The organism is Leptospira gomenensis, from assembly GCF_004770155.1.
Classification (GTDB): Bacteria; Spirochaetota; Leptospiria; order Leptospirales; family Leptospiraceae; genus Leptospira; species Leptospira gomenensis.
In genome coordinates, this window is the sequence record NZ_RQFA01000022.1 from 35,415 (window position 1) to 48,879 (window position 13,465).

The window sequence follows — 13,465 nt, forward strand, 5'->3', positions numbered from 1 at the left end:
AGAGGCGACTCTTCGGATTCAACGGCTAAATTTTTGATTCCCGATACTTCCTCATCGAGTCGAGTTTATGTCCTAAGTAGGCGATCAAACCGTATAAGAACAACGCTTGAATCGAAAACGCATATACGTTGTCGGGTGTCGGCGTAAACGGATTGGCGATGATCAGAACCAGGAAAAAAAACGCGTAAAGGATCATACCCCACCTTCCCGCAAAACCTTCTCCCGAAGAACTTCCCCGAAGATAATAAACAAAGGCGACTAACGTTATCGCTGTTTCGATACCGATCGTAAGCCAAAGATGATTCCACAGACCAAAACCCAACTTCGGTCCGGAGTCGAACAACAAGGGAAGATCGGGAGTATGAACGGGAAGGTCCAGAAAATAATGCGAAATCACTGAAAACCCGACGGCCAGGGACGTGTTCCTTTTTACGGAGGCGGATCGCGCCGGAAACCAAACGTAAAACAAACCGAACGCCGCGATTCCCCAGAAGAAGGCGGCCGCCAAACTATGCGTATACGGCATATAATAAAGATCGAACGGATTACTTTGGGTAAATCCGGGAATCAATCTCATATGTTCGATACCGATCATGACAAAACACATAAATAGAATATCGACGAATTGAACTCCGGCCAAAAGGAACCAGAACGGAGTTTTAGGAACCGCTTTTTTGAGTACGAAGGCGACGCTGTAATGTCCGATAAACATTGGATTCTCCTTTTTGCATTCGGAGGAAACTCGGGGGGCTACCGAATTCGCAAAGACGATTACTTTACGCGAAACGAAACTAAGAGTCAACCATTCCGTCGTACGTTTTCTGAAATAGGATTGCGGTTCGAACACGTTCCGGTATGAAGGGGCGATGCCGACGGAAAAACGAACCCAAAACGCGACGAGCGCCGCGGATGTCCAAAAGGAATTGTGTAGTTTGTCGGATCCGATCAAGGCCGATTTTTTAGCCGGATTTTTTAAAACCGGTCCGGGACAATATGCGGAAGGCGACGTATTTATAGGAGTCGTCGTACCGAAACAAAGAAAAATCGCGAGAAAATTCAGGGATTTGCCTCTCGAAGAAATCCGCATCCTTTTGAATTCACCCGTTCATGAAGAACGACTAACGTCTCTGCTCATTCTCTGCGATCGTTTTTCCAAAGCGACTCCGCAGGAGAAAAAGAGAATCCATCGTTTTTATCTCGATAATCTGAAACGGGTAAACAACTGGGACTTAGTGGATCTGAGTTCCAGGGTTCTCATCGGAGAGTATCTGCGTGACAAGGACAGAAAAATCCTAGATCGTTTGGCGAAATCGAAACGTATGTGGGATCGCCGTATCGCGATCGTATCGACATACGCACTGATTGTCGCGGGAGAATTCGAGGATACGATCCGGATCGCGGAAATTTTGTTATCCGACAAAGAGGACCTAATCCATAAGGCGACCGGTTGGATGTTGCGCGAGGTGGCCGATCGGGACCGGACGACGACTTTACTTTTTCTCGATAAACACGCGGATCGAATGCCGAGAACTATGCTTCGTTATACGATCGAAAAATTTCCGGATTCCCTAAAAAGGAAATATATGGCTTCGGGAACCTCCAAAGACGCACCGAAGAAAAAAATCGGATCCGTCGCGTCCAACCCCCGAAAAAAGCGGTCGCACTAAAAAAGATACTTTACCGCCAAAAGAATCCTCGCATCCTAAACCCTGGAAAAATTCATGAAAAACAAAACCGTCTATATTCTAATTTTATTATATACCACCCTCTACGGATGCGGGGGAAGCCTACGTGGAAAACCGATTCCGCCGAATCCCGACCTTTCCGGTTTTTACGTTTCTTCCGAAACAAAAGATTGGGAAAAGGACGGAAAAGTAAAGATAGAAGTATTGAGTATTTTTCCGAAAGCGAACGGAGAACTCAGCTTCGAAAGAAAGATCATCGTACGTCTTTCTTTTTTGGCCAGCGACGATCGCGAAGAATGGAGAATTCGAAGCGGCGGTTTGGTGACGGGAGAAAACGAAATCGTTCTACAGGAATCCTCGTATCAGGAGTTTCATCTTCTGCACATGGGTGATCGAGAATTCGATCCGAAGGAATGGAAGTTGAGGGAGATGGGTTCGCCCGGAAAAGTAAGGGACGTGGGTAACGTTACTTCGAGCGGAAATCTTTGGGGAGAAATTTCTCCGGACGGAAGATCGATCAAAATTTCGAAACGTATCTTCACGAAGATAGGCGATTCTTTTCAAGGCAGAATTACCACGACGACCGTCGATAAAAAGAAACTCACGATCGACAACGAAACGGCGGGAACCGTATTTTACCGTGCGGGAAAAAAAGCCGACGAACGGATCGTCGCGGTCTTTTCGAAAACGGATTTACTGAAACCCGGAATGATTTTTCTCGTCGGTCCGGATCGGATTCCGTGTAAACTCTCGGAAGTGTTCCAGCAGGAAGGAACCTTGGAGCCTTTGGATCCGAAACAGAATCCCTCGGTTTCCGCGGGTGATCCGGTGATATTACAAGGAACCGTGGATCGCAAAGCGGTAAACAGACGGGCGACCGCGGACGAACTCATTCGAAAATTAAAGTCCGATCCGAAAGTGAGCAAAGAGGAACTGATCCGCGAGATAGAAAAACTGAAAAACGAACGATAAGAAGAATATTAGAATATTATAAAAAAACGCCGCTTCGAAGAAGCGGCGTTTTTCGTTGAAGACGAAACTTTCCGACGGAGATTACTTGTTGCGTTTACGCATCGTAGCGTCCAGAAATTTCTTACGCAGACGCAGACTTACCGGAGTTACCTCCAAAAGTTCGTCGTCGTCCAAAAATTCTATGTTCTGCTCCAAGGAGAATTTTCTCGGGGGAATCAAACGAATGGCCTCGTCAGCACCGGAGGAACGAACGTTACTCAGCTTCTTTTCCTTTACTGGATTCACTTCAAGATCGTTTTCCCGAGAATGGATTCCGATGATCATACCGGGATAAACCGCGGTGTTAGGTCCGATGACCAAGTCCCCGCGCTCCTGAATTTTCCAAAGCGCATACGCGGTCGATTCCCCGGAATCCATAGAAATCAAGGCTCCGTTTTTACGACCGGGAATCTCGCCCTTATAGATATCGAATCTGAGAAAGCGGGAAGACATCACTCCTTCTCCTCTGGTTTCCGAAATGAAAAAACCTCTGAATCCGATGATTCCTCTTGTCGGAATCACGAATTCGACTCGGGTCATTCCGGAGGGATGAGCGTCCATGAGTTGGAGTTCGCCCTTTCTGCGATTGAGTTCCGCGATGATCTGTCCCGTGAATTGATCCGGAAGATCCATCACAAGGTATTCGTACGGTTCGAGTTTTTGTCCCTGCTCGTTCGTTTTTAGGATCACTTCCGGACGGGAAACTTGAATTTCGAATCCTTCCCTTCTCATCGTTTCGATCAAAACGGAAAGGTGCAATTCTCCTCGACCCAAAACCTTAAAACGATCCTTGTCTTCGGTTTCTTCCAGACGCATCGCAACGTTGGTTTCCAGTTCCCGATCCAGACGCTCGCGAATATTTCTCGTGGTTACGAATTTTCCTTCCTTTCCCGCAAACGGAGAATTGTTGACCATGAAAAACATCGATACGGTCGGTTCTTCGACTTCGATCGCCGGTCTCGGAGCCGGTTTACCCGGTTCGCAAATCGTATCTCCGATAAAGACGTCGGGAAGTCCCGCGATCGCGACGATATCTCCCGCTTCCGCGTTGTTGACTTCGTTGCGTTTGAGTCCTTCAAAATTGTATAATTTTGTAATACGAAACAATGCGGTATCCGAAGAAGCGGCCGTATCGGATTTTTTTGCGGCGAGTTGAATTACGTTCATACCGAGCGCCATTTTGCCCGCGTAGATTTTGCCGACCGCGATCCTTCCCACATAGTCGTTGTAGTCGAGGGAAGTTACCTGAAACTGAAGAGGAGCTTCCGTGTCCGCTTGTACGGGTGGAACGTGTTTGAGAACGGTATCGAGCAAAGGATCGAGGTTGGTGCCGGGAGATTCGCTCAGATTATGAACGGCCCAACCTTGTTTTGCGGAAGCGTATACGATCGGGAAGTCGAGTTGTTCGTCCGTGGCCCCGAGGTCGGAAAACAGATCGAATGCCATATCGACGACCGCTTCGGGTCTTGCGCCGGGACGATCGATCTTATTGATGACGAGGATCGGTTTGTGTCCGAGTTGAAGCGATTTTCCCAAAACGAACCGGGTTTGTGGCATCGGTCCGTCGAACGCATCTACGAGAAGCAGACAGGAATCCGCCGTCGCAAGAACTCGCTCTACTTCTCCTCCGAAATCCGCGTGACCGGGGGTATCCACGACGTTGATTCTTGTACCTTTATAAATGACGGCGGTATTTTTGGCTTTGATCGTGATCCCTTTTTCTTTTTCGAGATCGTTGGAATCCATGATTCTTTCCCCGTCTTCCTTTGCGGTGACGGCGCCGGTTTGACGGAGAATTCCGTCTAAAAGTGTGGTTTTACCATGGTCTACGTGGGCGATGATTGCAATGTTGCGGATTTCCATTCTAAGACCAGGAATTTCGGAAGCCTCCTGGTGTAAACCCGGTTTTTTGTCAATTTTTAAATAGGATGTGGGAACTCATACTTTGTAGAATTCGGCTTTGGTTCACAAAAACGATTTTGGTCGTAGGGGAAAGTGCGGGAACTCCCTCCCGGCCCTAGGTCCGGGGTCGGAGGCGAACGATCGATTGTGACTACAAAGCGTGTGGGAACTCACACACTCGTACGGATCTCCGTTCGAAGAGAATCAAACGTGACAAAACACTTCTCAAGACGCTCTCGCATACAACGAACGATCCGAACCAATCGTGTGAGTTCCCACAAAAAATCCTCGGGCGCGCCCCTCCTCGAATCGGACTGAATCACGAAAATCGGTCGGATAACACGTCGGGTCAGGCTACTCCGGGCTCGCTTGCGCTCGGTCTTTCAGACCAAGCCCTTCGTATCCTTCGCGCAGGAAAAGGTGTGAGTTCCCACAAAAGTTGTTCCGACGAACCAAAAAGAAACACGCGTTTTTCGGGAAATCCCGAAACATTCAATCTCCCGGAAAAAAATCCGGCTCCAAAATCCTCGGACAAAACCGAAAGATCGCGCCGAAGTAATGCCGCGCGATCGAATGAAAAAGCCATTCCCCTGCAGCCGCCAAACTATCTCCCAGTTCCGGCGCCGAAAAACCCTTTCGGCGAAACAAAGCGTCCAAGTCCCAATCCTCTTCCCCCGGAATCACTTGAATTTTAAGCATGGCGTAAAACGAGCCGGTGGACGGATCGTATCGAAAAACCAAGGAACGGGATGCAAGCGGATTGCGAACGGTAAACGTGGCCCAACGTCCTTTCGGACCCGAGTCGTCACCGTTTAAGAAATAAATTTCATAACCGCAATCGGTTTCGTCTCCGAAAAATTCGCGGAACTCGGAATAAAACGCCTCCGCAAAATCCTTACTAAGATTGGGATTGGAATCCGCCGACATAGGAATAAACCGGAAAATCCTTTCAAAAATTATAATTTTCTAAACTACTTTTCGGGCAACGGAATCCGTTCCGTTTCTCCGGGAACTTTCGGAAAACGTTCTTCTTTCCATTCGAGTTTTGCCCTTTCGATCCGTTCCGAAGAAGTGGAGACGAAATTCCACCAGAGATGTCTTTTTTCCGGAAAGGGAACCCCTCCGAGAACGATGACCCGAGCGCCCTTTTCCGAAGAAAAGGAAATCGATTCACCCGAATCGAATACGGCCATCTGCCCTACATCCACGTTTTGTCCCTGCACTTCCAAACTTCCTCGAGCCACATACAAACCCGATTCCTGATCCGAAGGAACGGCCCACTCCGCCTTGGCTCCCGATTCCGCTTCCAAGTCCGCATAAAACAAAGGGGAATAAACTTTTACGGGAGATCTTTTTCCCAAAAACTCTCCCGCCGCGAGACGCAACGTCCATCGATCCCCTTCTACGACCGGAATCTCCTCACGATCCAAATGAAAGAACTCGGGCTCCGCTTCTTCGAATTCCCGAGGTAAGGCCACCCAGGTTTGAATTCCCTCCAAAAAAGAGAATTGAGAATCGACTAACGAGCGTTCGCTGTGCGCGATTCCGGAACCCGCCGTCATCCAATTGATTTCGTGCGGACGAATCGCCGCTTCCGTTCCCAAACTGTCTCGATGGAGTATAACCCCGTCATACAAATACGTGATCGTCGCAAGTCCTATATGCGGATGGGGACGAACCGAAAGTTCCTTTCCCGTTTTGATGGAAACCGGTCCCATATGATCCACGAAAACGAAAGGGCCCACGTGACGTGCGTCCAACGAAGGAAGAATTCTACGGACCCGGAAATCGTCTCCCAGATCCTTGATGATTGCGGATATTAATTTCATACGTATTTGTTTTAGGTCGATCGAATGGATCTTTCCTTCCTGATTCTCAGATACGATCTTCGGACTTCAATTCCGTTTTTCATTTTTAAGAATGATGTTTTCGTAAAGAACCCACGGAAATCCACAGACTGAGTCCCGTCAAAATCGTTCCCATCCAAAGAGGTGCCTCCGGAGAATAAACGGGAGCGCCTTTCGCCGTGAAGTAGGAAAATAAACCGGTCATCAGAATCGGCCCGATGATCGCGGTTACGCTCATCAAACTCGTAAGAGCCCCTTGTAATTCTCCTTGTTCGTTTGCGGGAACCTGGGACGACATGATTCCTTGCAGAGGAGGCATAGCGATTCCACCCAGACAATACGGAATCAAAAAGACGAACATCATCCAACTTTGGGTGGCGAGCGCGAACAAAACGTAACCGAGCGTGCTCAAGGCCAATCCGATATAGATACTTCGGTTTTGTCCGAGCGACGAGAGAATCCATCGGATCAAAATTCCTTGTGTGATAGCGAATACAAGACCGACCGCGCCCAGTGAATAACCGACCATGGCCTCGTCCCATTGGAACTTTTCCATCGTATAATAATTCCAAGTTCCTTGAACGGCGTGACCCGCGGTATTGATGAGAAAAAACGCGACCACCAAACCCAGAATCATAGGATAACGTTTTAAGTTAAACAACGATCCCACCGGATTGGCCTTGGACCATTCGAACTTTCTTCTCTGTTCGGGAGGCAAGGATTCCGGAAGAATAAAAAATCCGAACAACCAATTGACCAAGGTCAAAACCGCCGCCGCCAAAAACGGAGCACGCGGGCCGTATTGCCCCAAAAGTCCGCCGATCACCGGGCCGATGATAAAACCCAAGCCGAAGGCGGCGCCCAAAAGACCGAAGTTTTCGGCCCGCTTCTCGGGAGGACTGATATCCGCGATGTAAGCGTAACCGGTCGTAAAACTGGCTCCCATAATTCCCGCGATCAGCCTTCCGACAAACAGCCATAAGATGGAAGGTGCGAAGGCCAAAAAAAGATAATCCAAAGTAAAACCGAATAAGGACGCGAGTAGGATCGGCCTTCTTCCGAACCGATCACTGAGCCCGCCGACGAACGGCGCAAATACGAACTGCGTGATCGAATACGCGAACATCAACAAACCTCCGTACCAAGCGGCCTCGCTCAGAGAGCCTCGGGTGAGCTGTTGGATCAGCTTGGGAAGGACCGGTATGATGATTCCGAAGCCGATGACGTCGATCAGGACGGTAACGAAAATAAAGCCTAAGGCGGCCGGACGTTTGGAATTCATACCTGCCACTAAACAAACGGTAAGCACGCGCACAACTCAAAAAAAATCCCGCAACGGTTTTTTCGTTTTTGCTCTTTCCGTTTGCGGATAGTTTACGGATCGAAAGAATCGACACGGACGGCGGGGAGAAACGAACGATCGAACGCCGAAAGAAGACTTACCCTCGGGATAAAAATCGAAAATGCGAACCTTCGACAAAGAGGAATTTCCTTCGTTATGCGACAAGATCGCGCGCAAAGACTCCGATCTACATTCCATTCTTTTAAAATACGGATATCCTCCGTTTTGGGAGCGAAAACCGAATTTCGAAACGTTGATCCATATCATTCTCGAACAGCAGGTTTCCCTCGCATCCGCGAAATCGGCCTTACTCCGATTGAAGACGAAACTGGGTAGGATAACGGCCGAAAAACTCATTTTGTTAAGCGACATGGAATTGAAAGAATGTTATTTCAGCCGACAAAAGACTTCCTACGCGAGAAATCTGGCGAAGGAAATCCTATCGAAACGTCTGATCTTGTCCCGACTTTCCTCGTTTTCCGATTTTCAGATCCGCGAAAAATTGACCTCGGTAAAGGGAATCGGAAACTGGACCGCGGATATATTTCTGTTGATGGCTCTGCACAGGAGCGACGTTTTTCCCGTCGGGGATCTCGCCGCGGTCCAGTCACTCAAACGAAACAAAAATCTGCCGCGGGACGTCTCCCGGGAAACGATTCTAAAAATATCCGAAAGTTGGAAGCCTTACCGCTCGATAGCGACGATGATACTCTGGCATTCCTACATTCGAGAGAAGAACATAAAATTATAATATTCTATTTTTTTAATCTCAAAAGAATAAAACTTCCCCGAATCTCTTCCGCCTCAAGGGACAAATCCGCGCGAGTCTCGGTTTCCAGAAGTATGGAATACAATTTTCTGGCGTTCATCAGAGCCTCGACTTCGAACACTGACCTTCCGCGTTCGTCCCTTCCTAGGTCGCGGACCGAAGCTACCCCGCGTGTGGTGCGGATCAGACCAAACAGTTTCTCCCGGAACACCTCTTTCCGAGAGTCCTCCAAAACGACACGAAGAGAATTTCCCCGTTTCCATTTTTCCGAAAGTTGTTTCAATACGGAAGGTTTCATTTCCGAAAGAAGTTGATCGACCGCCTTTTCGGAGCCGTAACGAAGATCGATCGCGGGTTTACCGCCTTGCAGATTTCCGGAACCCAAAATTTTACCGGAGGAAACCTCGATCAAACGGAACGCGAGCGTCGCAAAAACGCCTCTCAAACTCGCGTCCGGACTCAAACGGTCCCCTTCCCTGGAATCGAATTCGATCCACCAAACAAGATCCGCCCCTTCGTTGCGCGCGGGTTCCAAAATACGAACGGGGACGTTCCCGTTTTTGACGGAGCCGATCATCGACTGAATTTGCCGATAGGACAAACTCGGCTCGACAAAATCGAGATGCGGGAAAAGTGAAATCAACTTCGTCTCCGTAAGCGAACGACCGAACGGACTTTGTTCAGAACCGAAACGTTCCGTTACCAGAAGCAGAATCCTCGGTTTTCCCAAAAGACGGTATTGCTCCTCTATGGATTCTCCGAAACGGACCGGATCCACGACTCCTTCAGATTTTATGAATATTCTATTATTATAATATTTTTGTTCCAGAATCCGGAATCTACGAATAATTCCGGATTCCGAGGTTTCCACTAGTTCCCCCAAGGAAGCGGAGTCCATAACGTAGGAATTGGATTCCACCCTGGTTCCTAAAGTTTGACGGATCATCTCCAGTTTTGCGTTTTTTTCCGCGTCGAACGGATCGGAACCTTCCGCCTCGAGGAGAATATAACCGGGCTCCGGCTGCCGCAACCGCCCCGCGCACGAAAACAAATTCGGGAAAAAGGAACAAACGAGGAGGAATAGCGGCAGCCGGAGCGACATTCGTTTCATAAAAAAGATCTCATCGATTCGGAAGTGAATCCAGAAAGTTCCGCAGCGTTTCGGTCGAAACCTCGTTGAAACCTTCCGCTTTAAACCGTATTTTCCGATTCCGATCCACGATAACGATCGAAGGAAGACCGGAGATTTTCGCGTGGAGATAACTCGACGAAAAAGGATCGTTAAAAACCTCCGCCGCAGAAGACAACTTAAGCAAATTGGAATATTCATTCGCCGTTTCCAAAGAATCTCCCACAAAGATCACCCAAAGATAAATCCGTCCTTTGACGGTTCCGTTCCGGAATTTGATCCAATCCATAAGAAGTGGAACCTGCTCCTTACAGGGGGCACAAGCCGAACCGGTGAAATGCACGAGAAGCAAATCCTCCTCCGCGACTTCTTTTAAAAAATCCGAGAGAACGATCCGTTCCGACTTGAGGTTAAAAAAAGCGAAGTTAGAAAGGGATTCACCGAAAACGGTTCCGCGGAAAGGAATAAAAAGCGTGAAAACGGAAATCAAAATCCCAGCGATTCCGAAAAATCCTTCCGTAGTTTTCGATCGTACATTTCGATCCATTCAATCTTCCTCTTCGCAAACGAACGCTAACGTTAGCCGAACAAAAATGCAATGATAAATCGTCGAGAGAGAATTCAAATAATTGTTTACTTTTGAAATTTTAAAAGTAGGAGTGGAACGAGGATCGACGCGGATGTACAGGTTTCTTCTTTTCATCATACTCATACTGATTCGATCGCAGACTCCTCTGGGCGCGGAAAACAAACCTTCGAAATTATACGTACATAAACTGACGGCGGAAACCGTCTTACCTCCCGGAACGGAAAACCGTTTTCGAAACGGGATCATCAATTCCGTGCTCCGCAATTTCGAAGGGAAATACACCGTCGTGGACGACGAGTCGATGACGATCCTTTACAAACGCGCGGAGGCGTTACAAAGGATGAACTGTTCGGACGAAATTTGTATGAAACAGATCGCCGACGCTATCGAAGCGGACGAAGTCATTTCCGGAACGATCTCCACGGGAAACGGATTGATTCGAGTCTCTCTTCGAAATCAGACAAGGGATTCCAAAACGCTGGCTTATACGATCAAGTCCGCGTTCCAGATGGAATTTCCCGAATTCCTTCTGGACTACTACGCGGGAGAATCCGGAAGAAAACTATTGGATCGACAATACGATCTCGATTTAAACAAGGCTCCTGTTTCCGCTAACGGTAATCTAAACATCGCCTTTCTCAAGATAAAACCCGTGCCGGGAACCAATTTGAATTCCATGGAATTCAAAACATCCGATCGCATTCTGGAAGGGATACTGGAGGAGGTTCGTGAAGAATTGGACGAAGCGTCCCGACTTACCGTTTCCAAGGAATACGAAAATTCCACGAAAAAATACGAACGTATCTTAACGGCGTTTTCAGAACGGCTTTCCGAAGAATCGCTTCGAAAGCTGAATCCGTTCGTTCGGGAAATCCAAACGAGCGTTATCAATAACTATAATTTAGAATATAAGGAAAAGATAAATCTATTAGATCGCAGTCTTTTCGAATCGGATCCGAATTCCACTTCCGATATGGAGCGTGTTCTGAAAGATTACGCCGTTTTGACCGAGGAATACGCAAACAGAGTCCCCGAAAAATACAAACAGATCCAGATTAGCCAAAGCCTTCAAGAACGAAAGGAGAAGGTGGAATTGGCTCTATTTTCCCTTAAAGAAAAGGAGGCGGACAAAGCCTATGCGGGATTCGACTTTTCGCTCGCCGTCAAACTTTACAGAAATCTAATGGACAAAGCCTCTTTGAAATCGGGAAAAGAATACGGCAACATAAAGGAAACGTTGGATAAAAAGGCGGATACGGCGGAAAAAACGGGACGTTCCCACCTCACCAATCGTTTAGAGACGCTTTATCTAAGAATCGAAAAGGAATTTACCGCCGAAGCGTTGGCCGAATCGGATACGGAAAAGGAAGAACATAGAACTTCGATCCAAGACGCTTTCCGCGAAGGAATGATCGCTTTGGCGAAATCAGAATTTTCGACGGTAACCCAAATCGATAGGATCAAAAAGGAAATCAAACGGATCGGATCGAAATTGAACGAAACGATTTCCTTTCAGGAATATGTGGACGAACTTCTGCACGAAGGATTGGAGAATAAGAATCCGACACAGATTCTCAACAGTCACCGTCTCGGCGCGGATTGGAACTCGAAATCGGGACTTTTTTGGGGATCCGCAAAGTCCAAACTGCGGGAATTGATGGAAACCGCCGTTAGTAAAACTTCATCCAATCGAGAATTTCAAAAGCTATTTGCGATTCATTTTTTGGAGGGAACCGCAGGAACCGGATCGCAAGAAATTTCCGATAAGCCATCGTCTGCGAGAGTAGCCCTTCCTTCTTCTTCGCAATCCCCTTCTCCCTCTTCTTACGCAACCGAAGAAATTTCTACGAAGCTCTTTGCCGAAAAAAGGAAGAATAAAAAATTCTACTCCTTGCCTTCCGAGAAATCTTGGATCAGTCCGGATGGAAGTTATAACTGGCATCAGGCGAGACAAATTTGCAGCTCCATGGATCTACGTCTACCTACGATCGAAGAATTAGAAGATTCTTATGAAAGCGGTGAAACAGAATCGTGGATTTCCGAAGAGGAAAAACGATTTTGGTCTTCTACGATTTCTATCGGACAAAATGGAGCGTATAACTTGGACGTGTTTAAAGGGGAAATCCGTTGGGATCATTTGGGAAATTATGCAGGAGTTCGTTGTTTAAAATAAACGGTAACGATTGACCGACCGGATTCGGTCGGGCCAATTTGGAACATGGTGCGGGGGTTTGGCCGCGTTAGTCGGTCGTTGGATTGGTTCGTTATATGTTTTTGTTTGTTTGTTTCGTTTCGTGCGCTCATGGGACGAGTTGTGTATCTCCTAGTTTGTGAATGAATTTGTTTGATCGCCGATTTGTCCTACCAATCTGAGAGGTGTTGTGTCCGTTGGTTGGCGAGTTGCCAGGTTGCTGGTTTGTTTCTTTGTTCGTTCGTTTGTTCGTTTGTTCGTTTGTTCGTTTGTTCGTTTGTTCGTTCGCTTGCTTGCTGCTTGTGTCGGGGAGTGTTTGTACGTGGTAGAGTGGGCCCGCTTGGTGATTCGTCTTGTTTGTGAGTGTGAGTGAGGCGGGGGCTCGTGTCGGTGTAGGTCGAAGTTTGTTGGTGAGTTTGTTGGTCCCTCCTTCCGTTTTGTTTGTTCGTTCGCTCATCCTTCCGTTTGTCCATCTGCTTGTTCGTTTTTCCTCGCATGTGAGAATGTCGATGCATGTCCTGCCTTCGGCTTTCGCGCTGCGCGCAGAAAGGCTGAAGGCGGAGCAGTGGGACAATGGGAGAATGGAGCGGTCCCCGAAGCTGTAGTCAATCGCTCCGTTTTTTGGATTGAGAACGGCATGTTGTGTTCGTTGTGCGTGGTCGGCGCGGACTTGCAGAGAAGTTGTGTGAGAAGCGTGTGAGATGTGTATACGTGTATATGCGCTGCATTGCTCGGCGCATACGAGGGGCCGGGGGTGATCTGGGTTGCGGTGCGTTTTGCTTGCGAGGCGCTCTTGAGTCCACTGGGCAAGCTGGGCCGGGTCCCTTAGCGGAAGCCGGTTTTAGTTTGTCTGCTCGTTCGAATCCGATTCATCCGGCTCTTTGTGCCATTCTCGGTATTCAAAGGCGTAAAAGGAGGACTCGGGGAAACATTCTAGTCGCCTTGTGGCTCTGTTGAAGGTGAGATCGAGGTGGAGGATATAGCTGTAGTGCTTGTGAAA

At 48.0% G+C, this 13,465-nt stretch carries 11 protein-coding genes and 1 pseudogene; 4 read left to right on the forward strand and 8 right to left on the reverse strand.

What is annotated here, in order from left to right:
• Positions 1 to 25 precede the first annotated feature (25 nt).
• Positions 26 to 712 (reverse strand): hypothetical protein, encoded by a 687-nt coding sequence (locus tag EHQ17_RS04345; protein WP_135594369.1) that lies wholly within the window; start codon positions 710 to 712, stop codon positions 26 to 28.
• A 154-nt stretch (positions 713 to 866) separates the two neighbouring features.
• Here EHQ17_RS04345 and EHQ17_RS04350 point away from each other — a divergent pair, with 154 nt between their 5' ends.
• Together EHQ17_RS04350 and EHQ17_RS04355 are read left to right on the forward strand one after the other, a co-directional pair.
• Positions 867 to 1,667 (forward strand): DNA alkylation repair protein, encoded by an 801-nt coding sequence (locus EHQ17_RS04350; RefSeq protein WP_135594367.1) that lies wholly within the window; start codon positions 867 to 869, stop codon positions 1,665 to 1,667.
• Between the two features lie 54 nt (positions 1,668 to 1,721).
• Positions 1,722 to 2,657, forward strand: a complete 936-nt coding sequence (locus EHQ17_RS04355; RefSeq protein WP_135590232.1) for an LIC12353 family lipoprotein — start codon at positions 1,722 to 1,724, stop codon at positions 2,655 to 2,657.
• An 81-nt stretch (positions 2,658 to 2,738) separates the two neighbouring features.
• Here EHQ17_RS04355 and typA read toward each other — a convergent pair whose 3' ends face one another.
• The 4 genes from typA to EHQ17_RS04375 all read right to left on the reverse strand — a co-directional run bounded on the left by typA (position 2,739) and on the right by EHQ17_RS04375 (position 7,727).
• Positions 2,739 to 4,559, reverse strand: coding sequence for a translational GTPase TypA (gene typA / locus EHQ17_RS04360; protein ID WP_135590231.1), 1,821 nt, complete (start codon positions 4,557 to 4,559; stop codon positions 2,739 to 2,741).
• Positions 4,560 to 5,090: 531 nt separating this feature from the next.
• On the reverse strand, positions 5,091 to 5,525 hold the full coding sequence (locus EHQ17_RS04365; RefSeq protein ID WP_135590230.1) for a hypothetical protein: 435 nt from the start codon (positions 5,523 to 5,525) through the stop codon (positions 5,091 to 5,093).
• Positions 5,526 to 5,569: 44 nt separating this feature from the next.
• Positions 5,570 to 6,427 carry a pirin family protein gene (locus EHQ17_RS04370; protein ID WP_135590229.1) on the reverse strand — a complete coding sequence of 286 codons (858 nt, stop codon included), beginning with the start codon at positions 6,425 to 6,427 and terminating at the stop codon, positions 5,570 to 5,572.
• Positions 6,428 to 6,512: 85 nt separating this feature from the next.
• The gene (locus EHQ17_RS04375; protein WP_135590228.1) at positions 6,513 to 7,727 is read right to left on the reverse strand and encodes a TCR/Tet family MFS transporter; all 1,215 of its coding nucleotides are present in this window, start codon (positions 7,725 to 7,727) and stop codon (positions 6,513 to 6,515) included.
• Between the two features lie 181 nt (positions 7,728 to 7,908).
• Between EHQ17_RS04375 and EHQ17_RS04380 the strand changes: the two genes are divergently transcribed.
• Entirely contained in the window at positions 7,909 to 8,538 is a 630-nt protein-coding gene (locus EHQ17_RS04380; protein WP_135590227.1) for a DNA-3-methyladenine glycosylase family protein, read from the forward strand.
• 4 nt (positions 8,539 to 8,542) lie between these two features.
• On the opposite strand, the gene EHQ17_RS04385 is transcribed toward EHQ17_RS04380, so the two are convergent.
• Together EHQ17_RS04385 and EHQ17_RS04390 are read right to left on the reverse strand one after the other, a co-directional pair.
• Positions 8,543 to 9,586, reverse strand: coding sequence for a hypothetical protein (locus EHQ17_RS04385; protein WP_135590226.1), 1,044 nt, complete (start codon positions 9,584 to 9,586; stop codon positions 8,543 to 8,545).
• A gap of 91 nt (positions 9,587 to 9,677) precedes the next feature.
• A complete protein-coding gene (locus EHQ17_RS04390) occupies positions 9,678 to 10,232 on the reverse strand; it encodes a TlpA family protein disulfide reductase (protein WP_246057383.1) in 555 nt (184 codons plus the stop codon).
• 133 nt (positions 10,233 to 10,365) lie between these two features.
• Between EHQ17_RS04390 and EHQ17_RS04395 the strand changes: the two genes are divergently transcribed.
• On the forward strand, positions 10,366 to 12,447 hold the full coding sequence (locus tag EHQ17_RS04395; RefSeq protein ID WP_135590225.1) for a cag pathogenicity island protein CagA: 2,082 nt from the start codon (positions 10,366 to 10,368) through the stop codon (positions 12,445 to 12,447).
• Between the two features lie 859 nt (positions 12,448 to 13,306).
• On the opposite strand, the pseudogene EHQ17_RS20095 reads toward EHQ17_RS04395, so the two are convergent.
• Positions 13,307 to 13,465: pseudogene (locus tag EHQ17_RS20095) on the reverse strand (DUF1564 domain-containing protein); the annotation flags it as partial.